We start from the raw sequence: 23,893 nt of genomic DNA, 5'->3' as shown, positions 1-23,893 counted from the left end.
CCATGGACGCCATCTCCGTCATCCGCACCAAGCGGGACCGCGGTGAACTCAGCGACGAGCAGATCGACTGGGTCATCGACGCGTACACCCGCGGGGAGGTCGCCGACGAGCAGATGTCCGCGCTCGCGATGGCGATCCTCCTCAACGGCATGAACCGTCGCGAGATCGCCCGCTGGACCGCCGCGATGATCGCCTCCGGCGAGCGCATGGACTTCTCGTCCCTGTCCCGCCCGACGGCCGACAAGCACTCCACGGGCGGCGTCGGCGACAAGATCACACTCCCGCTGGCGCCCCTGGTGGCGGCCTGCGGCGCGGCCGTCCCCCAGCTCTCGGGCCGCGGCCTCGGCCACACCGGCGGCACGCTGGACAAGCTGGAGTCGATCCCGGGCTGGCGCGCGCTGCTGTCGAACGAGGAGATGCTCAACGTCCTCGACACGACCGGCGCGGTGATCTGCGCGGCGGGCGACGGTCTGGCTCCGGCCGACAAGAAGCTGTACGCCCTGCGTGACGTCACGGGAACGGTCGAGGCCATCCCCCTGATCGCCTCCTCGATCATGTCGAAGAAGATCGCGGAGGGCACGGGCTCACTGGTCCTGGACGTGAAGGTCGGCACCGGCGCCTTCATGAAGACCATCGAGGACGCGCGCGAGCTGGCGTCCACGATGGTGGGCCTGGGCACGGACCACGGCGTGAAGACGGTCGCGCTCCTGACGGACATGAGCACGCCCCTCGGCCTCACGGCGGGCAACGCGCTCGAGGTCCGCGAGTCGGTCGAGGTCCTCGCGGGCGGCGGACCCTCGGACGTGGTGGAACTGACCCTCGCGCTGGCCCGCGAGATGCTCGACGCGGCGGGCGTCCGCGACGCCGACCCCGCGAAGGCCCTGGCCGACGGCTCGGCGATGGACGTCTGGCGCCGGATGATCGCGGCGCAGGGCGGCGACCCGGACGCGGAACTGCCGGTGGCCCGCGAGCAGCACGTGATCAAGGCGGGAGCCTCGGGTGTGCTGACCCGTCTGGACGCCTACGGCATCGGCGTCGCCGCCTGGCGCCTCGGCGCGGGGCGTGCCCGCAAGGAGGACCCGGTCCAGGCGGGCGCGGGCGTGCAACTGCACGCCAAGCCGGGCGACACGGTGACGGAGGGCCAGCCCCTGCTGACCCTGCACACCGACACCCCGGAGCGCTTCGAGTACGCCCTCCAGTCGATCGAGGGTTCCTACGACATCGGGGCGGCCGGGACGGTCTTCACGACGTCGCCGGTGGTGCTGGAACGTATCGCCTGACCTGGGGTTTCCTCTTCCGGGTGAACGGGATCGGTGGACCGCCACCGGTCCCGTTCGGCATGCTGGGATCGGTGACGCACCGATAGGAGACCGCCATGAGCGCACTCACCGTGGGCCACGATCCCGGCCAGAGCTGGGACGACCTCGTCCAGCTCTGGGACGAGATGGAATGGCCCGAGGGCAGCAAGGTGGAGATCATCGAGGGGATCATCACCGTGTCATTTGCTCCCGCGCCGCGTCACAACGTGATCGCGGAACGTATTCAGCGCCGCCTTTACTCCGTGATCCCCGATGACTGGGGGGTGTTCCAGACCCAGGCCATCGCTGTTCCGTCGCGGTTGGGGATGTTCATCCCGGACATCCTGGTCGCCCCGATCGAGGAGTGCACCGACGCGGAGACCTACTTGCCGGCCGCCGTCGCCGAACTCGTCGTGGAGGTCACCTCCAGGAAGAACGCCCGCCACGACCGTGTGAGCAAGCCGGCCGCCTACGCCTCCGCGGGCATCCCGCTCTGCCTCCTTGTCGACCGCTGGGCGCCCGAAGGCCCCACGGCGACGCTCTACGGAGAGCCTCAGGGGGATGTCTACCGCCCCCTGGCCGTCGCCAAGTTCGGCGAACTCCTCACCATCCCGGCGCCCTTCGATCTCGTCATCGACACCGGCGAATTCCCCGAGACGTGAGTCAGCCGAGGAGCGCCGCCACCCCCACCAACACCGGCACCGACAGCACCGTCGACACCAGGATCGAGTCCCGGGCCAACCGCTCGCCCACGCCGTAGGTGGAGGCGTAGGCGTAGAGGTTCTGCGCGGCCGGCAGGGCCGAGGTCACGACCACGTCGAGGAGTTGGGCCCCGTGCAGGCCGAAGACCCCGGCCGCCAGTGCCCAGGCCGCCGCGGGCTGGCCCACCGACTTCAGCGCGACCGAGAGCAGGACGAGCTGTCGGTCCGGGCCCCGGCCGGGCATCGTGCTGCCGCACAGGGAGATCCCGAAGGCGAGGAGGACGGCCGGGACCGACATGCCGCCGATCAGGGTCAAGGGGTCCATGACCGGGGCCGGGACCTTCAGACCGGCCGCCGAGACCGCCACGCCGGCCAGCGAGCCCACCGCGATCGGATTACGGAGCGGGGTCAGCAGTCGCCGCCGCAGCGGGCCCTTCTCCCCCTCGCCCGACGCCAGGTCCAGAACCGTCAGCGCGACCGGGGTCACCCCCACCAGCTGGAACAGCAGCACCGGCGCCACGAGCGACGCGTCCCCGAGGACGTACACAGCGATCGGGATGCCGAGATTGCCGGAGTTGACGTACGACGAGCACAGCGCGCCGATCGTCGTACGGCCCAGCCCCCAGCCGCGGACGGCACCCACCGCCACGAAGATGCCCGCCGCCGCTGCCGTGCTGAGCGCGGTCACCAGCAGGCGGCTGGAGAAGATCACCGACAGGTCGGCCCGCGCCAGCGTCGTGAACAGCAGGGCCGGGGACGCCACATGGAAGGCCAGCTTCGTCAGGACCTCCCGGCCATGGTCGCCGAGGTAGCCGCGCAGACCGATGAGATAACCGACCCCGATGACCACCGCGATCACCGCGAAGCCGGTCAGCACTCCCTGCACGGGGACTCCTCAAGCGTGAGGAGGGCGTGGCGTATCCAGGGAGGTGCTGATGGGTGGCGCATACAGGCAACCCTGGTGGGAAGGCGGCCCGCAGGTCAACGTGATCCTGCACGCGCGGACAGGGCGTCGGCCGATGAGTTACGCCCACCCGTCCGGTCTACCGATCGTGGACGCCATGACACCCGCTGTACTCGTGCTGGTCGGCCCCGTCACCCGGGACGAGGTGACGGGGCTGAGCGACGAGGTCCGGGCGCTGCTGCGGACGACCCGTGCCGGGGTGGTGGTGTGCGATGTCGCCGGGCTCGGGCCGCCGGGGCTCGGCACGGTCGATCTGCTCGCCCGGCTCCAGCTCGCGGCCCGGCGCGCCGGGGGCCGGATCAGGCTGCGCGACCCCGACCCCGGGCTACACGCCCTCCTTGACCTCGTCGGCCTCCGCTTCGAGGTGGAGGGGCAGTCCGAACAAGGGGAACCAGCGCTGGGTGTCGAGGAAGAAGTGGAACCCGGTGAGCCGGCCGTCTGAGATCTCCAGCACCTGTACCGCCCAGGGGGTGTGACCGCCCTTCTCCGGGTCCGGCTTGTACTGGGCGAACCCCGGCAGGCCGTTGACCTGCACCGGCACCAGACGTGAGCCCTCGCAGGCCGAGCCCAGGGTCGTCATGAAGCCCGTGATGTCGTCGTGGCCCGTCAGCCAGAGGTCGAACGGCGGCATCGTCATGATGGCGTCCTCGTGGAGGAGGGCCGTCAGAGCCGTCATGTCGTACCCCTCGAACGCCTTCACATAGCGGTCCAGGAGTTTCTGCTGCTCCTCGTCCAGCGGGTCGGACACGGCCGCGTCGGCGCCATGCTCTTCCCGCTCGGCGAGGGTGGCGCGGGCTCGCTGGAGGGCGCTGTTGACCGAGGCGACGGAGGTGTCGAGCAGTTCGGCGACCTCGCTCGCCTTCCACGCCAGCACCTCGCGCAGGATCAGCACCGCGCGCTGCTTGGGCGGCAGTTGCTGCAGGGCGGCCATGAAGGCGAGCCGCACGGTCTCCTTGGCGACCGCCGCCTCCGCCGGGTCCTCGACCGTCGGCAGGATGCGGTTGTCCGGCATCGGCTCCAGCCAGGTGTGGTCGGGGCGGGGGGAGAGGGCGGCCTGGGCGAGGGGGGTCGACTCGGAGAGGTCCATGGGGCGGGCGCGCTTGTTGCCCGCGGTCAGCATGTCCAGGCAGACGTTCGTCGCGATGCGGTACAGCCATGAGCGGAGGCTGGAACGGCCCTCGAACTTGTCGTAGCTCCGCCAGGCCCGCACCATCGTGTCCTGCACCGCGTCCTCGGCCTCGAAGGAGGAGCCGAGCATGCGGTAGCAGTACCCCGTCAGCTCGGTGCGGTGTTTCTCGAGCCTGAGGTCGAGGTCTGTCGTCGTCGCCGTACTGTCCGTCATCGTCCACCCACCCCTGTGGCCGTGCTGTGCCGCGCCTTTGCGCCCACTACTTGGAAGCTACCGCACGCCACTGACAATGGCGTCCGGGGTGGGAAAGGGGCAGCTCAGAGGCGGTGTTTGCCGGTCCCGTAAAGCGCTCAGCGGCAGTCGGCTCGCTGCCGACCGAGCGTCTCGGGCCCCTGTCTACCGCAGGGGTGTCAACTGCCGACGTTTGTTGCCGTGCGGCTTGCACAGCGCTCGCCACTGGATGTGACGCCACGCTTGCGTCCAGCTGCTCCGGTGAGCAGCAGGGGCGATTGACGGCGCCCCGCACCTGCGCGGTCAGGCGTCACCGTGCAACCGGGTCCACCGGCATAGCCGGATCTGTGCCTTCGGGTGACTCCCGCGTGGGGCGATCAATCTAGCGTCACCAGATGGAGTCGAGCAACTACTAACTGCCATCCCGTAATTGTGGCTGTCGGACATGAAGAATCCCCCTGACCGGCCGACCCCGGCCAGGGGGAAGCAAAACGTGCGGCTCAAGCCGTAGCGAGCCGCTGCTGGGCCCGGGCCGCACGTGTTCCGAGGACGGTGATCGACACCACGCCGAGCACCGCCAGCAGTCCGACCCCGACCGTCCCGGTCCAGCCGCCCGCGTGGAAGGCGAGCGCGCCGACCGTGCTGCCCGCGCTGGAGCCGATGTAGTAGGCGGACTGGTAGAGGGCCGAGGCCTGGGCGCGGCCGTGGGTGGCCGTCTTGCTGACCGCCGAGGACGCCACCGCGTGTCCGGCGAAGAAGCCGCCGGTGATCAGGACCAGGCCCAGCAGGACCAGCCACAGAGAGCCGGCCAGGGAGAGCAGCAGGCCCGTCGCCGTCGTACCGCCCGCCGCGTACAGCGCGCCCCGGCGGCCCAGGCGGCCGACCAGCCGGCCCGCCGTCGACGCGGACACCGTGCCCACCAGGTAGACCAGGAAGATCGAGCCGACGATGCCCTGGGGGAGCGAGAAGGGCGCCTCGGTCAGCCGGTAGCCGATGACCGTGTACACGCCGCCGAAGACCGTCATGAACAGCGCGCCGATGGCGTAGAGGCGGCGCAGCAGCGGGTCGCCCAGGTGTCCGCGGACCGTGCCGAGCAGCACCCGCGGCCGCAGCGAGCCCGCCACGAAGTGCCTCGGCGCCGGCAGCAGCAGACGGAACGCCACCGCGCAGGCCACCGCGATCGCGCCGATGACCCCCACGGCCACCCGCCAGCCCCACTCCTGCGCGACCCAGCCGGTGATGACCCGCCCGCTCATTCCGCCGACGCTGTTGCCGGCGACGAACAGTCCGATCGCCGTGACCAGCGCCTTCGGCCTGACCTCCTCGGCGAGATACGCCGTCGCGGAGGCCGGCAGCCCCGCCAGGGCCGCCCCCTGCACGGCCCGCAGCACGACCAGCGCGGTCAGCGAGGGCGCGAAGGGGACCAGGAGACCGACCGTCACCGCGACCGCCAGCGACGCCGTCATGACCGTACGGCGTCCGAAACGCTCCGACAGGGCGCTCATCGGCAGCACGAACAGCGCCAGACCACCGGTCGCCGCCGCCACCGTCCAGCTCGCCTCGCTCGCCGCCACCCCGAACTCGCCCGAGATCAGCGGGAGAAGGGCCTGCGTGGAGTACAGCAGCGCGAAGGTCGCGACACCGGCGAGGAAGAGGGCGAAGCTCATCCGGCGGTAGCCGGGACCACCCGGCGTCAGACGGGAATCGACGGCGGCGGAGGCGGCAGAGGCGGGAGATGCGGCGCCCACGCGGGTGGGCGCCTCGGTACTGGCAGGCATGCTTCGAAGTTACGTACGACTCCGCTCATCCGTCCAATGCATGGATTCGCCATAATCGTTCCCATGGAGCATCAGCAGAGGTCACAGGCGCGCCTGTCACCATCCAGTGACACAGAAGACATGGTGATGTTGCTGGCCCCGCGGCTCGCCTACTTCGCCGGAGTGGCCCGCACCGAGCACGTCACCCGCGCCGCGCAGGAGATGGACGTACCCCAGTCGACGCTCTCGCGCGCGATGGTCCGCCTGGAACAGGACCTCGGCGTCGACCTGTTCGCCCGCATCGGCCGCACGGTCTCCCTCACCCCCGCGGGCCGCACCTTCCTCGCCTCCGCCGAACGCGCCCTCGCCGAGATCCAGCGCGCCGCGGACGAGGTCCGCGCGGACGCCGACCCGGCCACCGGCAAGGTCGCCTTCGGCTTCCTGCACACCATGGGCTCGGAAACGGTCCCCGGCCTCATCCGCGCCTTCCGCGCCGACCATCCCCGCGTCCGCTTCAGCCTGGTCCAGAACTACGGCGAGGCGATGATCGAACGCCTGCGCGCAGGGGAGCTGGACCTGTGCCTGACCTCCCCGGTCCCGGACGCACCCGACCTCGTGGCCCGCCGCCTCGACGAACAGAAGCTACGGCTGGTGGTCCCCGCCGATCACCCCCTCGCGGCCCGCAGGCGCGTACGCCTCGCCGAGGCCGCCGAGGAGTCCTTCGTCACCCTGGAGCCCGGCTACGGCCTGCGCCGGATCACGGACGACCTCTGCCAGGAGGCCGGCTTCAAGCCGAGGATCGCCTTCGAGGGGGAGGAGGCGGAGACGCTGCGGGGGCTGGTGGCGGCAGGACTGGGTGTCGCCCTCCTGCCCCCGCCGGCCTTCCCCCGCCCAGGAGTCGCGGAACTGACGGTCACGGCCCCCCGGGCGGCCCGCGAGATCGGCGTGGCCTGGCTGGACGGCCACCCGGACACACCCCCGGTGGCCGCCTTCAAGAAGTTCCTGCTGTCGAGAAGGGGGAACCTGCTGCCCTGACCTACCGTCTGCGCCCGAACCCGGAGGCGAGCGGCATCCGCAGCCCCAGCGGCGGAGGCGCGGCCAGCGCGTCCTGCACAGGCCGGGACAGCGCCCGCCCGAACAGCGCTCCCATGACGAAGTCCTCGGTCAGCGCCTGCACTTCGGCCCGGTACTGATGCAGCCCGTGTCCGTCGGAGTGCACCTCGAACCGGCACACCTCCCGGTTCGCCTTCTTCGCCCGGGACGCGAGCCGGAACGACAACTCCGGGTCCGTCTGCTCGTCGTTCGTGCCGTGCACGATCAGCACCCGCCGCCCCACGAGCTGCTTCACCGGTTCGGGGGTGGCCGCCACGTCCTCCTCGGGCAGCCAAGGGGCGACCGCCACCACGGAGTTGACGGCCTCGTGCCCGCCCGCGCGCAGTGCCGCCCGCGCGCCCATGTCGACGCCGACCAGGGACACGGGGACGTCGCCGTATCGCCGTACGATCTCGTCGGCGGCCCAGGTCGCGTCGTGCGCGAGATGCGCCTCGCTGCCGTTCCAGCCGCGATAGCGGTAGTGCACCAGGTGTGCCGCCAGCCCGTCCGCGTGTCCCGACCGGGCGAGCCGTCGTCCCAACGCCCGTACGGCGGAGGGGAGTCGCATCGAGGCGGGCCTTCGCAGAGAGGTTTCGTCGCCGCCCGGGAGGAGCAGCACCACCCCGCTCACCGCCGCCGGCTCCGGGCCGAGTGTCCTGCCCAGTCGGGCGCTGCGAACCGGCGTCGCTTGCTGTGCCATGACAGAACAGTGTCAGAAGCACGGGTGTACGACACGGGGCGGGGCGGTCACCGTTACGTATCGGCGGATTCGTACAACGCGCCATCTACGCGCGTAGGCGTTAGAGTGCCAAGATGACGAGCAAGACTGACCGGATGGGGAACCCCCCGAGCTCGGACCAGATCCGCCGGGCACCCAAGGTTCTGCTGCACGATCACCTCGACGGCGGGCTGCGCCCCGGCACGATCGTCGACCTCGCCCGGGACAGCGGGTACTCCGGGCTCCCCGAGACCGACGCGGACCGGCTGGGCGTCTGGTTCCGCGAATCCGCCGACTCCGGTTCGCTGGAGCGGTACTTGGAGACCTTCTCGCACACCGTCGGCGTCATGCAGACCCGTGAGGCGCTGGTGCGGGTGGCCGCCGAGTGCGCCGAGGACCTCGCCGAGGACGGCGTGGTCTACGCCGAGGTGCGCTACGCCCCCGAGCAGCACCTGGAGAAGGGCCTGACCCTCGAAGAGGTCGTCGAGGCCGTCAACGAGGGCTTCCGGGAAGGGGAGCGCAGGGCCAGGGCGAACGGCCACCGCATCCGGGTCGGCGCCCTGCTCACCGCGATGCGGCACGCGGCCCGTGCCCTGGAGATCGCCGAACTCGCCAACCGGTACCGCGACCTGGGCGTCGTCGGCTTCGACATCGCGGGCGCGGAGGCCGGTTACCCGCCCACCCGCCACCTCGACGCCTTCGAGTACCTGAAGCGCGAGAACAACCACTTCACCATCCACGCCGGCGAGGCCTTCGGGCTGCCGTCCATCTGGCAGGCCCTGCAGTGGTGCGGCGCCGACCGGCTCGGGCACGGTGTGCGCATCATCGACGACATCCAGGTCCACGAGGACGGCACGGTCAAGCTCGGGCGGCTCGCCTCCTACGTCCGGGACAAGCGGATCCCGCTGGAACTGTGCCCCAGCTCCAATCTGCAGACCGGGGCGGCCTCGTCGTACGCCGAGCACCCGATCGGGCTCCTGCGGCGCCTGCACTTCCGGGCGACCGTGAACACCGACAACCGGCTGATGTCCGGCACCAGCATGAGCCGGGAATTCGAGCACCTCGTCGACGCGTTCGGCTATGCCCTCGACGATCTCCAGTGGTTCTCCGTCAATGCGATGAAATCAGCGTTCATTCCTTTCGATGAAAGACTCGCGATGATCAATGACGTCATCAAGCCCGGATATGCCGAGCTGAAGTCCGAATGGCTGTTCCAGCAGACCGCCTCCACCAGCGGTTCTGTGGCCGAGGAGAGCTGACCGAGCACGTTCTTGGGTACGAAATGCGGGCGGGTGTTCACCATTCGTCCGCATTTCGATGTTTGCGGCGGGTGGGTCCGCGTGTTTACGGTCGTGGACCGCTTACATCCCGGTAAAACCATTTCGAGGACGCATTTTATGAAGCAGTCTGCTGCCAAGACCCTCGGTGTCGCCGCCCTCGGTGCCGCCTTCGCCGCCACCGGCGCGGGTGCCGCGAACGCCGCTCCGGCGGCCCCGGACGCCACTCAGGCGCTCGGCTCCGTCTCCAAGGGGCTCCCCACCGAGAACGTCACCCAGGCGCTTCCGGGTGGCGGTTCGGCACTGGCGCAGGCCCAGCCGGCGCTCGGCGCGGGGCTCGCGACCGCGCAGCCGGCCGTCGCGAAGGTGCTCGCCGACGGTCCGGCCGCGCCCGTCGCCGGTCTCCTCGGCGGCCTGCCGGTCGGCAAGCTCCTGCTGGGCAGCGACACCAGCCTGAACGGCCTGCCGCTCGGCTGAGGTCCGGCACTCCTCGCACGCGCCGGTGGGGCGCACCCCGTGGTCTCGGGTGCGCCCCACCGGCGTACGCGCGTAGGGGGTTGGTTACCAGGCGGCCTGCGCCTTCTCCTCCGAGGGGAACAGGATCCACAGCGCTATGTAGAGCAGGAACTGCGGGCCGGGCAGCAGACAGGACACCAGGAAGATCACGCGCATCGTGGTCGCGGAGGTGCCGAAGCGCCGTGCCAGCGCGGCACACACTCCGCCGATCATGCGGCCGTTGGTGGGGCGGGCAAGGCGGGACATTGCGGCTCCTTCGTGAGCGTCGGTGGTCGGGTCCGGGTGACCCTCTCCAACTGTCCTCAACGCTACGGAGACGAACGGCACAAAGCGTCGCTCTACGGTGCGATCCCGACCCTGGGAATCGTCGGGGTCCGACCCTGAGCCGGCTCCTCCTGGCGGACGGCGGTGCGCCTGCGGCGCTCGGTCCCGCGGCGGAGCCAGTGGCGTGCCGCCGGCACGACCGCGACGTGCGCGAGGGCCACGCCGGCGGTGTTCAGGAGCAGCGAGTCGATGTCGACGACCTGGCCGGGGACATCGGTCTGCAGGAGCGCTATGCCCAGCGAGATCAGGGCGCCCGCGGCGGACGTACGGATCAGGGAGCCGAGCGGAGAGGCCCACAGCCTGCCGTGCGCCATCGGGAGCAGGAAGCCGAGCGGGGCGAGCAGGGCCAGTCCCTCGCCGATACGGCGGGCCGCCTCCTGCCAGCCGAGCGCGAGGTCGGCGCGGATGCCGGCCAGGGGGTGCAGGTTGGCCGGGACGACCCAGGGCACGTCCAGCGGCCGCAACGTGAACCAGGCGACGAACGCGAGGTGTGCGACCAGGAGGGCACCTCCTGCCACACGGACGCGAAGGGCGGCACTGCCGCCGACGAAGCCTTGACGCTGCACGACCCCCTAGACGCCCCGCTCGCCACGATCGGTTCCGGAACACCCCGAGGTACCTGGGTGAGGTCTGCGCCACACGTGGTCGTCGGACCGGCGTCAGCCGTCCGTCACCTCGCTCGACGCGGGCTGCCGGCTGCCCGGCTGGGAGCGGACCTCGTCCGTGCAGTCGTAGCGGCGCAGAGGGGTGTTCGTGGGGCCGCCGAGGATGACGGAGCCGTCGCCCTCGGCCGCGGCCGAGTCGGAGAACGTGCACACCACCTGGGCGAGCGCGTAGGCGGAGAGCTCGGTGGGCGGGGTGCTCAGCCGGAAGGTGTCCTCGGGATCCTTGGCGCGCGGCCCGCTGACGGTCATGCCGCCGCGCACATACGTCTGATACCCGGCCTCCCGCTCGGCCGCCGACGGTGTCTCGGCGAGCTGGTCGAGGAGCCCCTGGGCGACCAGCACCCTTCGCGCGGAGTCCGCGGTCCCGTCCGGGACCCTGAGGCTCCGGTCCACGGCCACCAGCGACGACCCGCACAACAGGAACACCTGCACGGCCAGCCCCCGCGAGGCCTGCGTCGTCGTGTCCGGCTCCGACAACGAGCACCGCACCCGCGAGGGCGCAGGCCCGAAGTCGGTGGGCACCTCGGTGGAGCGGATCCCGCACCCGGCGACCAGCAGCCCGAGCAGGGGCAGCGCCAGCAGCCGGCGTACGTTCAGCCCGGCGCACGCACCCTCCGCCCGTACCGCACGCCCCCGGCGGTGTCGCCTCTCGGAGCTCATCAGGCGTCCCCCTTCTTCGACACGCCGTTCTTCGACACGCCGTCGTCCTTCTTGGCCTCCAGGAGTTCCTCGGCCAGCGCCGAGGCGTCCCGGGGGAGCCGGAGTGTGAAGACGGCGCCTCCGTCGGGGGAGTTCGCCGCGGTGATCTCACCGCCGTGGATGTGGGCGTTCTCCCGGGCGATGGACAGGCCGAGGCCGCTGCCCTCGGAACGCGGGCGGGAGGCGCTGGCCTTGTAGAAGCGGTCGAAGACGTGCGGCAGGACGTCCTCGGGGATGCCGGGGCCGTGGTCGCGGACCCCGATGACCACCTCGTCGGCCGCCGCGCGCACCGCCACCCGCACCGGGGAGCCGCCGTGCTTGAGGGCGTTGCCGATCAGGTTGGCCAGGATCACGTCGAGGCGGCGCGGGTCGAGGCGGGCGTGGATGCCGCGCTCGGCGTCCAGCTCCACCGCGTCCAGCCACGCGCGCGCGTCGATGCACGCGGTGATCTGGTCGGCCACGTCGACGTCGTCGAGGACCAGCCGGGCCGTACCCGCGTCGAAGCGGGTGACCTCCATGAGGTTCTCGACCAGGTCATTGAGCCTGCGCGTCTCGCTGACCACCAGCCGCACGGCCGGCTCGATCATCGGGTCCATCGAGCCGGACTCCGCCTCCAGCTCCTCCTCCAGGATCTCCGTGACGGCGGTGATCGCGGTGAGCGGTGTACGGAGTTCATGGCTCATGTCCGCCACGAAGCGCCGTGAGGCGTTGTCGCGGGCGGCCATGTCGTCGACCCGCTTCTCCAGGGCCTCGGCCGCGTGGTTGAACGTCCTCGAGAGGTCGGCGAGTTCGTCGGTGCCCGACACGCTGAGCCGGGTGTCCAGCTTGCCCTCGCCGAGCCGGCGCGCGGCGATCCCGAGCCGGTGCACCGGCTTCAGTACGGTCGTCGAGGCGGCCTGCGCGAGCAGCGCGGAGCCGATCAGCGCCAGCCCGGTGGCGATACCCAGCGACCAGGCAAGGGAGTTGAGGTCCTTGGCCTCCGGCTCGAGGGACTTGAGCATGTAACCGGTCGGACCGCCGCCGATCACCCTCGTGCCGGCGACCAGATACGGGGTGTCGTGGTCGACGGTCCGCTGCCAGTACAGGTGATAGGCGTACTTGTTGGCGGAGTCGACCTTCTGCTTCTCGTTCACCGCCTCGCGCAGCGACACGGGCACGTCCTCGAGCGTGAAGCCGTCCAGGGCGCCCGAATTGCCGTACACCGTCCTGCCGTTGGCGTCGTCGGCGACGAGCAGCACGCTGAAGCGCTGGCTGCTGCCCGCCATCTGCCCCGCCGCCTGCTGGAGTTCGTCCTGCGTGGGGTCCTCCGGCAGGGCGCCCGCTCGGTTCTGCATCTCCTGCTGGAAGTCGCGCAGCACCGCGTCCTGGGCGCGGGTGAGCACCGCCTCGCGGTTGAGCCAGTAGGCGATCCCGGACACGGACACGGCGGCGGTCAGCGCCACCAGGCCGAAGACGACCACGAGCCGCAGGCGCAGACTGGTGAAACGCAGCCGTGACCACACACCCTTGCGAGCCGCGAACCAGCCGCGGAACCCCCCTTGCGCTTGGGTCACTGAGGCGTGTCCAGCCGGTAACCCACGCCCCGCACGGTACGGATCAGCGTCGGGGACGACGGCACGTCCTCGACCTTGGCGCGCAGCCGCTGCACGCAGGCGTCCACCAGGCGCGAGTCACCGAGGTAGTCGTGCTCCCAGACCAGCCGCAGCAGCTGCTGCCGCGACAGGGCCTGGCCGGGCCGCCGGCTCAGCTCCAGGAGCAGCCTGAGCTCGGTGGGCGTGAGCTGTAGGTCCTCGCCGTTCTTCGTCACGGTCATCGCCGCGCGGTCGATGACCAGGGAGCCGAAGCTCGCCGCGTCGGTCGACTCGCGTTCCCCGCGCCGCAGCACGGCCCGGATCCGGGCGTCCAGCACCCGCCCCTGGATCGGCTTGACGACATAGTCGTCGGCACCGGACTCCAGTCCGACGACGATGTCGATGTCGTCGTTGCGCGCGGTCAGCAGAATGATCGGCAGCTGGTCCGTGCGCCGGATGCGCCGGCACACCTCGAACCCGTCGATGCCGGGCAGCATGACATCCAGCACGATCAGGTCCGGCCGCTGCTCACGCAGCAGCTTCAGGCCGTCCTCGCCGGTGGCAGCGGTGGCAACCCGGTGGCCCTGGCGCGTGAGGCTCAGCTCCAGGGCCGTACGGATGGCGTCGTCGTCCTCGATCAGCAACAGGGAAGGCACGGGCTCATTCTGGCCCATGGAGGGGGTGCGGTTCGACCTGTGGGGACAGGCAGTCCTTACGGCACCCGTCCGTGGGTCCGCTGTGCAATTCCTGAGACGGGCCCCTGTGACAGGTCTGTGACAGTCGGCGGACACGGCCATGAAGGTGCGAGGGCAAGCTTCTCGGCACGGGCAAGGCAGCACCGCCCGAGCAGACCGAACACCGGAAGTCCACGACGGGGGGCGCGAGATGAACACGCTGCACAGCATCAGCACCAGCGCAGTGGTCACGCGGCTGCACGACGTGACCCGGGGTTCCGAGAAGTCCGGTGCCGTGAGCGGGCGGGGGTGCGCTCGCGGCACCGGGCGTCAGCACACCGCGTACATGTCGGTGGTTGACACCATCACGGGGGAATCGCACGGGGGATCGTCGTACAGGGAGGACACGGGGGAGCGTCGTTCGCTGTCGGAGGCGGAGTTCACCGCCTACGTCCAGGAGCGCCGCGCCTCCCTGTACGCCACCGCGTACCACCTGACCGGTGACCGCTTCGAGGCCGAGGACCTGCTGCAGAGCGCGCTGTTCTCGACGTACAGGGCATGGGACCGGATCAGCGACAAGGCCGCGGTCGGGGGCTACCTCCGCCGCACCATGACGAACCTGCACATCAGCGCGTGGCGCCGCCGCAAGCTGAACGAATACCCGACCGAGGAACTGCCGGAGACGCCCGGCGACACGGACGCGATGCGCGGCACCGAACTGCGCGCGGTCCTGTGGCAGGCGCTCGCCCGGCTCCCCGAACTCCAGCGCACGATGCTGGTCCTTCGTTACTACGAGGGCCGCACCGACCCGGAGATCGCGGAGATCCTCGACATCAGTGTCGGCACGGTGAAGTCCAGCATCTGGCGGTCGCTCCGCCGGCTGCGCGAGGACGAGGTCCTCAGCTTCGGCCGTGACGAGGAGAACGCCTTCGGGGAGCTCGTCGCCTGAGGGTTGGGGGAGGAACGGGGGATCAGGGGTACCGGCTGGGGGGCCGGTACCCGGGGGGGGATCAACGGGGGTCACGGGGGACCCACGGGGACTGCGGGGGAAGCACCAAGAAGCGGGACTGGAGGGCCGGGGGGTCCGTCCAGTCCCGCTTCGGTGTGTGCTCAGCGGATCTCCACGAGCCTCGCCGAGACGGGCGAGTCACCGACGGCGACGGCCTCGGCGGGGTCCCTGCCCTCGACGAGGTACGCGTTGGTCGTGCCTTCGGGGATGGCGACGTCGGGATCGTTCGGCGTGTCGTCGCACTCCGCGATGCGGGCGGTGCCCAGGCGCTCGCCGACGGTGAAGCCCTCGTCCTGGGTGGGCAGATAGTCACGGTTCTCGTGCGTCACCACCCCCGCGCAGGAGTCCGCGGCTTCGCCGCCGGACGAGCATCCGAGGACCACCGCCAGCATCGCCACCGTCATGACCAGCCGTGCTGTCGTCATCCGCTTCCTTCCCGAGGTGACCGTTTTCCGGTCCTACGACGGAGAAGGCGCCGAAGTCGTTCGGCCGGGCCGCTCAGGCCGCCGGAGCCGCCGCCGGCCGGTGCCCCGCTGCCGCCGCGGACAGGCGGGTCAGGGCCTCGTCCTTGTCGCAGGGGTGGGCGCCGAGGGCGGTCTGGCGGGCGACGATCGAGCGCTCCAGGCGCATCAGCCGCCAGCCGCGGCGCAGCAGGAACGGCACCGACTTGCGGCCCTCGCGCAGATCACGCAGGAACCGGCGGCGGAACGTCCGCACCGGACCGCGGCTCAGGCACAGCGCGTCGGCCAGTACGCCGAGCTCCCGGCAGCGGGTGACGATCTCGGCGGCGAAGATGCCCTCCGCGATGAACAGCGGGGTCCGGCCCATGTCGACCGACTCCTCGCCGGTGCGGGCGCTCAGGGAGATGTCGTAGACCGGGATATTCGTACGGCCCGTGCGGCACAGTTCGACGATCGCCGCCACGGCGGTGTCCGCGTCCCAGGACTCGGGGTGGTCCCAGTCGATGTCGGAGCTCCCCGCCACCAGCGGCAGCGTCGGGTCGTTGCCCTCCTTGTAGAAGTCGTCGAGCCGGAGGACCGGAAGACCGGACCGGGCCGAGAGGAGGGACTTGCCGGAGCCGGAGGGGCCGCAGAGCAGCACGACTCGCGTCGGTATGGGCGGTTGGGAACTCACGGGACACCAGTGTGGGGCATTCACCTGCTGTTCATCGACCCCGCGGGTTGACTTTGAAGCGTGCGTCACACCTCAACTACCCTTCGTGTCGACACGATTACCCAGTGCACGGAAAAGGTGGCAGAAAAACATGGCACGACACGCGAACCCGACAGCCCGGCGCACGCTCACCGCCCTCGCCACCGCGGGCGTCGCACTCGGCGCGGGCGCAGGGGTGGCCGCCGCGGACACCGAGCCGGTCGTCGGCATGGTGGGCGCCCGGCCGACCTCGCTGGGCAACATCGACCCGCAGGCCGGAGTGCAGTCGCTCACCGGCTCGGTCAGCTACGTCACCGGCCCGGTCGCCGGTCTCAAGCCGAACCCGCTCGCGGGGACGGGAGTGGATCCGCTGGACAACGGGGTGGCGACGCAGCTCGGCGACTCCCAGCCGGTTGCCTCGCGGGCGCTGTTGGGGCCCGTCGCGCAGGCGCAGTCGATCGGGAGCATGCCGGTGGTGGGACAGGTGGTGGGGTTGCCGAACAGCTGATTCCGGTACGACGGCAGGAGAGCCGCGTCTCCCCCGGACGGAGGGGAGGCGCGGCTCTGCGGTGCGGACGGATCAGTACGACGAGCCCGACGCCCCCAGCGAACCCGTCGGGTGCCAGACCGTCTTCGTCTCCAGGAACGCCGTCAGGCGGTCGGTGCCCGGAGTCGCCGTCCAGTTGTCCACAGGCTGTGGACGCAGGACTCGCTTCAGGTTGTCCGCCGCCGCGATCTCCAGATCCTTCGCGAGGACCTCGTCCGCGCCCGCCAGGTCGATCGCGTTGACGTCCTGGTGGGACGCCAGGGGGGTCGCGATCTCGGCCGTACGGCCCGAGAGGACGTTGACCACGCCTCCGGGGACGTCCGAGGTGGCCAGGACCTCGCCCAGGGACAGCGCCGGGAGCGGGGACTTCTCGCTCGCCACCACGATCGCCGTGTTGCCCGTGGCGATCACCGGGGCGACCACCGAGACCAGGCCCAGGAACGACGACTCCTGCGGGGCCAGGACGGCCACCACGCCCGTCGGCTCGGGGGAGGACAGGTTGAAGTACGGGCCCGCCACCGGGTTTCCGCCGCCCACCACCTGAGCGATCTTGTCGGTCCAGCCCGCGTACCAGACCCAGCGGTCGATCGTCGCCTCGACCTGCTCGGCCGCCCTGGACTTGGACAGACCCTCGGCGTCGGCCACCTCGTGGACGAACTGCGCCTTGCGGCCCTCCAGCATCTCCGCGACGCGGTAGAGGACCTGGCCGCGGTTGTAAGCCGTCGCGCCGGACCAGCCGCCGAACGCCTTGCGCGCGGCCACGACCGCGTCACGGGCGTCCTTGCGGCTCGACTGCGGCGCGTTGGCCAGCCACTTGCCCTTGGAGTCGGTCACTTCGTACACCCGGCCGCTTTCGGAGCGGGGGAACTTGCCCCCGACGTACAGCTTGTAGGTCTTGAGGACACTGAGTCGGTCAGACATCGAGGTACGCCTCCAGGCCGTGGCGACCGCCCTCGCGGCCGAAGCCCGACTCCTTGTAGCCGCCGAACGGCGACGTCGGGTCGAACTTGTTGAACGTGTTGGACCAGACGACCCCGGCCCGGAGCTTGTTCGCCACCGCCAGGATCCGCGAACCCTTCTCCGTCCAGATGCCCGCCGAGAGGCCGTACTGGGTGTTGTTGGCCTTCGCGACGGCCTCGTCCGGGGTGCGGAAGGTGAGGACCGACAGCACCGGGCCGAAGATCTCGTCGCGGGCGATGGTGTGCGCCTGGGTGACGTTCGTGAAGAGCGTCGGGGCGAACCAGTAGCCGGAGGAGGGGAGTTCGCACTCGGGAGACCAGGGCTCGGCACCCTCGGCCGCGCCCTTCTCGACGAGTGAGGTGATCCGCGAGAGCTGCTCCGCGGAGTTGATCGCGCCGATGTCGGTGTTCTTGTCGAGCGGGTCGCCGAGGCGCAGGGTGGACAGGCGGCGCTTGAGGGAGTCCAGCAGCTCGTCCTGGATGGACTCCTGGACGAGGAGACGGGAGCCCGCGCAGCAGACCTGGCCCTGGTTGAAGAAGATGCCGTTGACGATCCCCTCCACCGCCTGGTCGATCGGGGCGTCGTCGAAGACGATGTTGGCGCCCTTGCCGCCCAGTTCGAGCGTGACCTTCTTGCGGGTGCCGGCGACGGTCCGCGCGATCTCCTTGCCCACGGCGGTGGAGCCGGTGAAGGCCACCTTGTTGACGTCCGGGTGCGCGATCAGCGCGGCGCCCGTGTCGCCGTAGCCCGGAAGGATGTTGACGACACCCCGGGGCAGGCCGGCCTGACGGCAGACGTCCGCGAAGAACAACGCCGACAGGGGGGTCGTCTCCGCCGGCTTCAGGACGACGGTGTTGCCGGTCGCCAGCGCCGGGGCGATCTTCCACGCCAGCATCAGCAGCGGGAAGTTCCAGGGGATGACCTGGCCGGCCACGCCGAGGGGCTTCGGGGAAGCGCCGCTGTGCCCATTCGTCGTCCTCCGGCCGAACCCGGCGTGCTCCAGCTTGTCGGCCCAGCCCGCGTAGTAGAAGAAGTGCGCGGCGACCAGGGGGAGGTCGGCGTCGCGGGTCTCCTTGATGGGCTTGCCGTTGTCCAGGGTCTCCAGGACGGCGAGCTCGCGGCTGCGTTCCTGGATGATCCGGGCGATGCGGAACAGGTACTTGGCGCGCTCGGAGCCGGGCAGCGCCGACCACTTCTCGAAGGCCTTGCGGGCCGCCTTCACCGCGCGGTCCACGTCCTCGGAACCGGCCTGGGCGACCTCGGAGAGGACCTCCTCGGTGGACGGCGAGACGGTCTTGAAGACCTTGCCGTCGGCCGCGTCCACGAACTCGCCGTCGATGAACAGGCCGTAGGACGGCGCGATGTCGACGACCGAGCGGGACTCGGGTGCGGGTGCGTATTCGAATGCCGATGCCATGGTGATCAGTCCACCGTCACGTAGTCGGGGCCGGAGTAGCGGCCGGTGGCCAGCTTCTGACGCTGCATCAGCAGGTCGTTCAGAAGCGAGGAGGCGCCGAAGCGGAACCAGTGGTTGTCCAGCCAGTCCTCGCCCGCGGTCTCGTTGACCAGTACCAGGAACTTGATGGCGTCCTTGGACGTCCTGATGCCGCCGGCCGGCTTCACGCCTACCTGGATGCCGGTCTGCGCACGGAAGTCACGCACCGCCTCCAGCATCAGCAGGGTGTTCGCCGGGGTCGCGTTCACCGCGACCTTGCCGGTGGACGTCTTGATGAAGTCCGCGCCGGCCAGCATGCCGAGCCAGCTCGCGCGGCGGATGTTGTCGTACGTCGACAGCTCGCCGGTCTCGAAGATGACCTTGAGCCGGGCGGCCGTTCCGCAGACCTCGCGCACGGCGACGATCTCGTCGTACACCTTCATGTACCTGCCGGAGAGGAACGCCCCGCGGTCGATGACCATGTCGACCTCGTCGGCGCCCGCGGCCACGGCGTCGCGCACGTCGGCCAGCTTCACGTCGAGGGCGGCGCGGCCGGCCGGGAACGCGGTGGCCACGGAAGCGACCTTGACGCCGGAACCGGCCACGGCCTCCTTCGCCACGGGCACCATGTCGGGATAGACGCAGACCGCGGCCGTGGCGGGGGTCGTCCGGTCGGTCGGGTCGGGGCGGACCGCCTTGGCGCCGAGCGCCCGGACCTTGCCCGGGGTGTCCGCGCCTTCCAGCGTCGTCAGGTCGACCATCGAGATGGCGAGGTCGATGGCGTACGCCTTCGCGGTCGTCTTGATGGAACGGGTACCGAGCGAGGCGGCACGCGCCTCCAGGCCGACCGCGTCCACGCCGGGCAGCCCGTGAAGGAACCGGCGCAGCGTGCTGTCGGACGCGGTCACGTCCGTGAGCGGGTGTGCGGCTGATGCAGTGGTGGGCATGGTCACCAGACGAGCATATCTACGCGCGTAGCGGCTGTACACCCCGGGGAGCGGGTTCTGATGGCACCCGCACACCGACACGAACCCGGGCGGCGCTTAGGATCGGCCTCATGACGACCGCACCCCCCGAGTCCAGGGACCGCATCTACCGCTCACCCATGGCACTGATCGGCGGCTCCCTCGTCCTCGTCATCATCGGCTGGCTCGGCATCGACGCCGTCGTCTCCGGCACCGGCCGCACCCCCTGGCTGGCCCTCGCCACCCTCATCCTCGCCGTCCCGCTGGTGGTCGCCTTCACGCTGCGCCCGGCCGTCTTCGCGAACCACGACCGCCTGCGCATCCGCAACCCCTTCCGCGTGATCGTCGTGCCGTGGGGCGAGGTCGAGATGCTGCGCTCCGGCTACTCGAACGAGGTGTTCGTCAAGTCCGGCGCGAAGTACCAGCTGTGGGCGATCCCGGTCTCCCTGCGCGGCCGCAAGAAGGCGGCACGGCAGACGGCCCAGCAGACCCGCCCGGCAGTCGTCGGGGCGCGGTTCCACCAGGGGCCTCGGCCTGTTCGGCGGCGGAATGCAGCCGGACGGCTTCGGCGGTCGTACGCCCGTCCCGGAGGGACCCACCCGGGCCGAGACCGACAAGATCATCGACGAACTGCGCGAGATGCTGGAGGCCCGGGGCAAGGCACAGACCTCCCAGGGCGAGGTGACCGTGCGGTGGGCGTACGAGATCGTCGGGCCGGCGGTGGCCGGGGCGGTGCTGCTGGCGATCCTGGCGGCGCTTGGGTGACGTGTTCCGGGGTGCCACGTGGTGTCGTGTGGCGTCTGCCGCGCTGATGCGGCCGGCCGCGCGAACGTGGCGGAGCGGCAGCACATCGGCGGGTCGGCTGAACGGGTGAGGGACGGCCCGGACGGGGCCGCCCCTCGGTTCAGGTGGCGGGTCGCGGTGGTGACGTGGTTGGGTGCCGGGCTGGGCCGGCGTGTTCAGGTGCCGGCCGGTGCTGACAGGTCAGGTGCTGGCCGGTGCCGGCAGCTTGAGATGCCTGCCGCCGCTGCTGACAGCTTTTGACGCCGGCCGCTGCTGACACCTTCTGACGCCCACGGTTGCCGGCAGCTTGAGATGCCTGCCGGTGCTGACAGGTTCAGATGTCCGCCCGGCAGACAGTGTCAGACGCCGGCCGCCGACAGGTTCAGACGCCGCGGTGTTGACCGGTTCAGATGCCCGCCGCTGCCGACAGGTCTCGCTTGATGGTGGTCAGGAGGTCGGTTGCTCTGGCGTGGGCCGTGGGGAGGTCGGCGTGTGTGGCGACGGGGACGACCACTTCCAGGTAGCACTTCAGCTTCGGCTCGGTGCCGCTCGGGCGGACGACGACCCGGGCGCCGTCCAGCGTGTAGCGCAGGCCGTCGGTGGGCGGGAGCCGGTCCGTGCCCTGCGTCAGGTCCTCGGCCTTGGTGATGACCAGGCCCGCGAGCTCGGTCGGCGGGTGCTCGCGCAGCTGCTCCATCGCTCGGGCGATGACCGACAGGTCCTCCACACGGACCGCGAGCTGGTCCGTGGCGTGCAGGCCGTGGTCCACCGCCAGGTCGTCGAGGAGGTCGAGGAGCGTGCGGCCCTGTTCCTTCAGCTCGGAGGCGAGCTCCGTGATGAGGAGGGCCGCGGTGATGCCGTCCTTGTCCCGTACGCCCTCGGGGTCCACGCAGTAGCCGAGGGCCTCTTCGTAGCCGTAGCGCAGGCCCTCCACCCGGGCGATCCACTTGAAGCCGGTGAGGGTCTCCTCGTAGGGAAGGCCCGCCTTCTCGGCGATCCTGCCGAGGAGGGAGGAGGAGACGATCGACTCCGCGAAGGTGCCGTGCGCTCCGCGGCTCACGAGGTGGGCGGCGAGGAGGGCGCCCACCTCGTCGCCGCGGAGCATGCGCCAGGTGTCGTCCCGCTTGGCGGCGACCGCGCAGCGGTCCGCGTCGGGGTCGTTCGCGATGATCAGGTCGGGATTCGTCTCGCGGGCCTTCGCGAAGGCCAGGTCCATCGCGCCGGGCTCTTCCGGGTTGGGGAAGGCGACCGTCGGGAAGTCGGGGTCGGGGTCGGCCTGCTCGGCGACGAGTTCCGGGGCGGGGAAACCTGCGCGGTCGAAGGCGGCGAGGAGAGTGTCCTTGCCCACGCCGTGCATCGCGGTGTAGACGGTGCGGGCGGTGCGGGGGGAGCTCTTGGCGAGTACGGCGTCCGTGCGGGCCAGGTAGGCGTTCAGGACGGCGTCGTCGAGGGTCTGCCAGCCGGTGTCCGGGCGGGGGACGTCGTTCAGGCTCGCGATCGCTGCGATCTCGGCGGCGATGTCCGCGTCGGCGGGCGGGACGATCTGGGAGCCGTCGCCGAGGTAGACCTTGTAGCCGTTGTCGCGGGGCGGGTTGTGGCTGGCGGTGACCTCTACGCCTGCCACCGCGCCGAGGTGCCTTATGGCGAAGGCCAGGACGGGGGTGGGGAGAGGGCGGGGGAGGACGGCGGCCTTCAGGCCTGCGCCGGTCATCACCGCTGCCGTGTCCCGCGCGAAGTCGGCGGACTTGTGGCGGGCGTCGTAGCCGATGACCACGAGTCCGCCGGTGCTGCCGTGCTTCTTGAGGTACGCGGCGAGACCGGCGGCGGCTCGGATGACGACCGTGCGGTTCATGCGCATCGGCCCTGCGCCGATTTCGCCGCGCAGGCCGGCGGTCCCGAACTGGAGGGTGCCGCTGAAGCGTGCGGTGAGCTCGGTGACGTCGCCGGCGTCGAGGAGCTCGGCGAGCTCGTCGCGGGTGTCCGGGTCGGGGTCCTCGGCGAGCCAGGTCCTGGCCCGGGCGATGAGGTCGTCGTGCACGGTTGCGTCAGCCTCTCGTTGTGTGTCGGATGCGGGTGCCTGCGGCGGTTGGGCGGGTTGCTGCGGGTTCGGTGGGGGCGGGCGTTGTGCGCAGTTCCCCGCGCCCCTGAGTGCCTGCGGCGGCCTGTGCGGCTTCGGTGGGGGCGGGTGTAGCGCGTGCGGGTGTGTTGGCGGTCGGGGCCGGGGTGGGGGGTATCCGTCCTCGGTCCGGCGGCTCGGTCCCTTGAGTGGTGCCCGGTATCGGACGCCGGCCGCTGCGGGCGGACACCCCCCACCCCGTCCCCTTGCCGCCGTACGCGGCTACCGGTCCGTCGTGGCGCGCGGTGCGGCGAACGGTCCGTCGTGGCGCGCGAAGTGGCGAACGGTACGTCGGGGCGCGTGAGGTGGGGATCGGTCCGTCGTGGCGCGGGTGACTGCAACTCCCCAGGGGCGCGGGGAACTGCGCGACCAGCCACAACGGACCCGCATCCGCCATACGACAGCACCCGGCACCCCCTTGGGCAATCGTCAGATCCGCCCGAGCACCTGCGCCAGCAGCGAACCCATCCGAGTCGCACTGTCACGGCCCGCCTGAAGAACCTCCTCGTGGTTCAGCGGCTCACCCGTCATACCCGCGGCGAGGTTCGTCACCAGCGAGATGCCCAGAATCTCCGCCCCCGCCTCGCGCGCGGCGATCGCTTCGAGGACCGTCGACATGCCCACCAGGTCCGCGCCGATGACGCGGGCCATGCGGATCTCGGCCGGAGTCTCGTAGTGCGGGCCGGGGAACTGGGCGTAGACGCCCTCCTCCAGGCTGGGGTCGATCTCCTTGCACAGGGCACGCAGGCGGGGCGAGTAGAGGTCCGTGAGGTCCACGAAGTTCGCGCCGATGATCGGGGATGTGGCCGTGAGGTTGATGTGGTCGCTGATCAGGACCGGCTGGCCGGGGCGCATGCCCTCGCGGAGGCCGCCGCAGCCGTTGGTGAGGACGATGGTCTTGCAGCCGGCGGCCACGGCGGTGCGGACGCCGTGGGCGACGGCGGCGACACCGCGGCCCTCGTAGTAGTGCGTGCGGCCCAGGAAGACCAGCGCCCGCTTCTCGCCGATCTTGTACGAGCGGATCTTGCCGCCGTGCCCCTCCACCGCCGGCGGCGGGAAACCGGGCAGTTCGGTGACCTGGAACTCGGCGTCGGGGGCACCGAGGGCGTCCACGGCCGGTGCCCAGCCGGAGCCCATCACGAGGGCGACGTCGTGGGTCTCGGCGCCGGTCAGTTCACGCAGGCGCGCGGCGGCGGCGTCAGCGGCGGCATGCGGGTCGCCCTGGATGTCGTCCGGAAGAAGAGATGCGTTCACGCGGATGAGGGTAGCCGGTCCGGGCCTACGCGCGTAGATGACAGAGCTGACGGGAT

At 70.9% G+C, this 23,893-nt stretch carries 24 protein-coding genes and 1 pseudogene; 9 read left to right on the top strand and 16 right to left on the bottom strand.

From position 1 onward, the window contains the following. The first annotated feature begins 2 nt into the window (after nucleotides 1-2). Together M2157_RS18805 and M2157_RS18800 are read left to right on the top strand one after the other, a co-directional pair. Nucleotides 3-1,280, top strand: a complete 1,278-nt coding sequence (locus M2157_RS18805; protein WP_280868237.1) for a thymidine phosphorylase — start codon at nucleotides 3-5, stop codon at nucleotides 1,278-1,280. Between the two features lie 95 nt (nucleotides 1,281-1,375). Next, a complete protein-coding gene (locus tag M2157_RS18800; RefSeq protein WP_280865769.1) occupies nucleotides 1,376-1,960 on the top strand; it encodes a Uma2 family endonuclease in 585 nt (194 codons plus the stop codon). 1 nt (nucleotide 1,961) lies between these two features. Here M2157_RS18800 and M2157_RS18795 read toward each other — a convergent pair whose 3' ends face one another. Next, the gene (locus tag M2157_RS18795) at nucleotides 1,962-2,885 is read right to left on the bottom strand and encodes an AEC family transporter (protein WP_280865768.1); all 924 of its coding nucleotides are present in this window, start codon (nucleotides 2,883-2,885) and stop codon (nucleotides 1,962-1,964) included. A 133-nt stretch (nucleotides 2,886-3,018) separates the two neighbouring features. Here M2157_RS18795 and M2157_RS18790 point away from each other — a divergent pair, with 133 nt between their 5' ends. Continuing rightward, entirely contained in the window at nucleotides 3,019-3,405 is a 387-nt protein-coding gene (locus tag M2157_RS18790) for an STAS domain-containing protein (protein ID WP_280868236.1), read from the top strand. On the opposite strand, the gene M2157_RS18785 is transcribed toward M2157_RS18790, so the two are convergent. Continuing rightward, on the bottom strand, nucleotides 3,289-4,305 hold the full coding sequence (locus tag M2157_RS18785) for a sigma-70 family RNA polymerase sigma factor (RefSeq protein ID WP_280865767.1): 1,017 nt from the start codon (nucleotides 4,303-4,305) through the stop codon (nucleotides 3,289-3,291). The genes M2157_RS18790 and M2157_RS18785 overlap by 117 nt on opposite strands. 518 nt (nucleotides 4,306-4,823) lie before the next feature. After that, nucleotides 4,824-6,101, bottom strand: a complete 1,278-nt coding sequence (locus tag M2157_RS18780; RefSeq protein ID WP_280862920.1) for an MFS transporter — start codon at nucleotides 6,099-6,101, stop codon at nucleotides 4,824-4,826. 63 nt (nucleotides 6,102-6,164) lie between these two features. Between M2157_RS18780 and M2157_RS18775 the strand changes: the two genes are divergently transcribed. Then, nucleotides 6,165-7,115: a LysR family transcriptional regulator gene (locus tag M2157_RS18775; RefSeq protein ID WP_280862919.1), complete on the top strand. Its 951-nt coding sequence runs from the start codon at nucleotides 6,165-6,167 to the stop codon at nucleotides 7,113-7,115. A gap of 1 nt (nucleotide 7,116) precedes the next feature. On the opposite strand, the gene M2157_RS18770 is transcribed toward M2157_RS18775, so the two are convergent. Continuing rightward, a complete protein-coding gene (locus M2157_RS18770) occupies nucleotides 7,117-7,872 on the bottom strand; it encodes an alpha/beta hydrolase (protein ID WP_059204742.1) in 756 nt (251 codons plus the stop codon). Nucleotides 7,873-7,985: 113 nt separating this feature from the next. On the opposite strand from M2157_RS18770, the gene M2157_RS18765 reads away from it, so the two are divergent. Then, the gene (locus M2157_RS18765) at nucleotides 7,986-9,149 is read left to right on the top strand and encodes an adenosine deaminase (protein WP_280862918.1); all 1,164 of its coding nucleotides are present in this window, start codon (nucleotides 7,986-7,988) and stop codon (nucleotides 9,147-9,149) included. A 138-nt stretch (nucleotides 9,150-9,287) separates the two neighbouring features. Continuing rightward, a complete protein-coding gene (locus M2157_RS18760) occupies nucleotides 9,288-9,644 on the top strand; it encodes an ATP-binding protein (protein ID WP_280862917.1) in 357 nt (118 codons plus the stop codon). An 84-nt stretch (nucleotides 9,645-9,728) separates the two neighbouring features. Here the strand turns inward: M2157_RS18760 and M2157_RS18755 are convergent, their stop codons facing one another. The 5 genes from M2157_RS18755 to afsQ1 all read right to left on the bottom strand — a co-directional run bounded on the left by M2157_RS18755 (nucleotide 9,729) and on the right by afsQ1 (nucleotide 13,598). Next, nucleotides 9,729-9,929, bottom strand: a complete 201-nt coding sequence (locus M2157_RS18755) for a PspC domain-containing protein (protein WP_037718826.1) — start codon at nucleotides 9,927-9,929, stop codon at nucleotides 9,729-9,731. 92 nt (nucleotides 9,930-10,021) lie between these two features. Continuing rightward, the gene (locus M2157_RS18750) at nucleotides 10,022-10,573 is read right to left on the bottom strand and encodes a VanZ family protein (protein WP_280862916.1); all 552 of its coding nucleotides are present in this window, start codon (nucleotides 10,571-10,573) and stop codon (nucleotides 10,022-10,024) included. Between the two features lie 93 nt (nucleotides 10,574-10,666). Further along, a complete protein-coding gene (locus M2157_RS18745) occupies nucleotides 10,667-11,269 on the bottom strand; it encodes a hypothetical protein (RefSeq protein ID WP_280863812.1) in 603 nt (200 codons plus the stop codon). 62 nt (nucleotides 11,270-11,331) lie between these two features. Beyond that, nucleotides 11,332-12,924, bottom strand: coding sequence for a HAMP domain-containing sensor histidine kinase (locus M2157_RS18740; RefSeq protein ID WP_280862915.1), 1,593 nt, complete (start codon nucleotides 12,922-12,924; stop codon nucleotides 11,332-11,334). Then, complete coding sequence (gene afsQ1, locus M2157_RS18735) at nucleotides 12,921-13,598, bottom strand: two-component system response regulator AfsQ1 (protein WP_037718821.1); 678 nt, start codon at nucleotides 13,596-13,598, stop codon at nucleotides 12,921-12,923. The genes M2157_RS18740 and afsQ1 overlap by 4 nt, the downstream gene beginning before the upstream one ends. 229 nt (nucleotides 13,599-13,827) lie before the next feature. Between afsQ1 and M2157_RS18730 the strand changes: the two genes are divergently transcribed. Beyond that, the gene (locus M2157_RS18730; RefSeq protein ID WP_280862914.1) at nucleotides 13,828-14,565 is read left to right on the top strand and encodes a SigE family RNA polymerase sigma factor; all 738 of its coding nucleotides are present in this window, start codon (nucleotides 13,828-13,830) and stop codon (nucleotides 14,563-14,565) included. A gap of 161 nt (nucleotides 14,566-14,726) precedes the next feature. On the opposite strand, the gene M2157_RS18725 is transcribed toward M2157_RS18730, so the two are convergent. Both M2157_RS18725 and M2157_RS18720 read right to left on the bottom strand, forming a co-directional pair. Then, entirely contained in the window at nucleotides 14,727-15,050 is a 324-nt protein-coding gene (locus tag M2157_RS18725) for a DUF6281 family protein (RefSeq protein WP_280865766.1), read from the bottom strand. A gap of 73 nt (nucleotides 15,051-15,123) precedes the next feature. After that, nucleotides 15,124-15,726 carry a uridine kinase gene (locus M2157_RS18720; RefSeq protein WP_280863811.1) on the bottom strand — a complete coding sequence of 201 codons (603 nt, stop codon included), beginning with the start codon at nucleotides 15,724-15,726 and terminating at the stop codon, nucleotides 15,124-15,126. Nucleotides 15,727-15,889: 163 nt separating this feature from the next. On the opposite strand from M2157_RS18720, the gene M2157_RS18715 reads away from it, so the two are divergent. Next, on the top strand, nucleotides 15,890-16,285 hold the full coding sequence (locus tag M2157_RS18715; protein WP_280865765.1) for a hypothetical protein: 396 nt from the start codon (nucleotides 15,890-15,892) through the stop codon (nucleotides 16,283-16,285). Between the two features lie 72 nt (nucleotides 16,286-16,357). On the opposite strand, the gene M2157_RS18710 is transcribed toward M2157_RS18715, so the two are convergent. Genes M2157_RS18710 through deoC form a run of 3 tightly spaced genes read right to left on the bottom strand, consistent with a single transcriptional unit; the run spans nucleotide 16,358 to nucleotide 19,666 of the window. Beyond that, nucleotides 16,358-17,245: an aldehyde dehydrogenase family protein gene (locus tag M2157_RS18710; RefSeq protein ID WP_280865764.1), complete on the bottom strand. Its 888-nt coding sequence runs from the start codon at nucleotides 17,243-17,245 to the stop codon at nucleotides 16,358-16,360. Continuing rightward, on the bottom strand, nucleotides 17,238-18,701 hold the full coding sequence (locus tag M2157_RS18705) for an aldehyde dehydrogenase family protein (RefSeq protein WP_280865763.1): 1,464 nt from the start codon (nucleotides 18,699-18,701) through the stop codon (nucleotides 17,238-17,240). The genes M2157_RS18710 and M2157_RS18705 overlap by 8 nt, the downstream gene beginning before the upstream one ends. A gap of 5 nt (nucleotides 18,702-18,706) precedes the next feature. Next, entirely contained in the window at nucleotides 18,707-19,666 is a 960-nt protein-coding gene (deoC, locus tag M2157_RS18700; RefSeq protein WP_280868235.1) for a deoxyribose-phosphate aldolase, read from the bottom strand. Between the two features lie 110 nt (nucleotides 19,667-19,776). Here deoC and M2157_RS18695 point away from each other — a divergent pair. Beyond that, a pseudogene (locus M2157_RS18695) lies at nucleotides 19,777-20,449 on the top strand (PH domain-containing protein). A gap of 424 nt (nucleotides 20,450-20,873) precedes the next feature. On the opposite strand, the gene M2157_RS18690 reads toward M2157_RS18695, so the two are convergent. After that, nucleotides 20,874-22,505, bottom strand: a complete 1,632-nt coding sequence (locus M2157_RS18690) for a phospho-sugar mutase (RefSeq protein WP_280862908.1) — start codon at nucleotides 22,503-22,505, stop codon at nucleotides 20,874-20,876. 507 nt (nucleotides 22,506-23,012) lie between these two features. Continuing rightward, a complete protein-coding gene (locus M2157_RS18685; protein WP_280862907.1) occupies nucleotides 23,013-23,837 on the bottom strand; it encodes a purine-nucleoside phosphorylase in 825 nt (274 codons plus the stop codon). Nucleotides 23,838-23,893 lie beyond the last annotated feature (56 nt).

The organism is Streptomyces sp. SAI-127 (genome assembly GCF_029894425.1).
Classification (GTDB): domain Bacteria; phylum Actinomycetota; class Actinomycetes; order Streptomycetales; family Streptomycetaceae; genus Streptomyces.
Note: the sequence above shows the minus strand (reverse complement) of the source record. Positions and strands in the feature narration are given on the sequence as shown.

Excerpts from the sequence above, each read along its gene's own strand:
- M2157_RS18715 (WP_280865765.1), top strand. The coding sequence starts at position 15,890 with ATGGCACGACACGCGAACCCGACAGCCCGGCGCACGCTCACCGCCCTC.
- M2157_RS18705 (WP_280865763.1), bottom strand. The coding sequence starts at position 18,701 with ATGGCATCGGCATTCGAATACGCACCCGCACCCGAGTCCCGCTCGGTC.
- M2157_RS18770 (WP_059204742.1), bottom strand. The coding sequence starts at position 7,872 with ATGGCACAGCAAGCGACGCCGGTTCGCAGCGCCCGACTGGGCAGGACA.
- M2157_RS18775 (WP_280862919.1), top strand. The coding sequence starts at position 6,165 with ATGGAGCATCAGCAGAGGTCACAGGCGCGCCTGTCACCATCCAGTGAC.
- M2157_RS18730 (WP_280862914.1), top strand. The coding sequence starts at position 13,828 with ATGAACACGCTGCACAGCATCAGCACCAGCGCAGTGGTCACGCGGCTG.
- M2157_RS18710 (WP_280865764.1), bottom strand. The coding sequence starts at position 17,245 with ATGTCTGACCGACTCAGTGTCCTCAAGACCTACAAGCTGTACGTCGGG.
- M2157_RS18765 (WP_280862918.1), top strand. The coding sequence starts at position 7,986 with ATGACGAGCAAGACTGACCGGATGGGGAACCCCCCGAGCTCGGACCAG.
- M2157_RS18800 (WP_280865769.1), top strand. The coding sequence starts at position 1,376 with ATGAGCGCACTCACCGTGGGCCACGATCCCGGCCAGAGCTGGGACGAC.
- M2157_RS18790 (WP_280868236.1), top strand. The coding sequence starts at position 3,019 with ATGAGTTACGCCCACCCGTCCGGTCTACCGATCGTGGACGCCATGACA.
- M2157_RS18785 (WP_280865767.1), bottom strand. The coding sequence starts at position 4,305 with ATGACGGACAGTACGGCGACGACGACAGACCTCGACCTCAGGCTCGAG.
- M2157_RS18805 (WP_280868237.1), top strand. The coding sequence starts at position 3 with ATGGACGCCATCTCCGTCATCCGCACCAAGCGGGACCGCGGTGAACTC.
- M2157_RS18780 (WP_280862920.1), bottom strand. The coding sequence starts at position 6,101 with ATGCCTGCCAGTACCGAGGCGCCCACCCGCGTGGGCGCCGCATCTCCC.
- M2157_RS18725 (WP_280865766.1), bottom strand. The coding sequence starts at position 15,050 with ATGACGACAGCACGGCTGGTCATGACGGTGGCGATGCTGGCGGTGGTC.
- deoC (WP_280868235.1), bottom strand. The coding sequence starts at position 19,666 with ATGCCCACCACTGCATCAGCCGCACACCCGCTCACGGACGTGACCGCG.
- M2157_RS18755 (WP_037718826.1), bottom strand. The coding sequence starts at position 9,929 with ATGTCCCGCCTTGCCCGCCCCACCAACGGCCGCATGATCGGCGGAGTG.
- M2157_RS18760 (WP_280862917.1), top strand. The coding sequence starts at position 9,288 with ATGAAGCAGTCTGCTGCCAAGACCCTCGGTGTCGCCGCCCTCGGTGCC.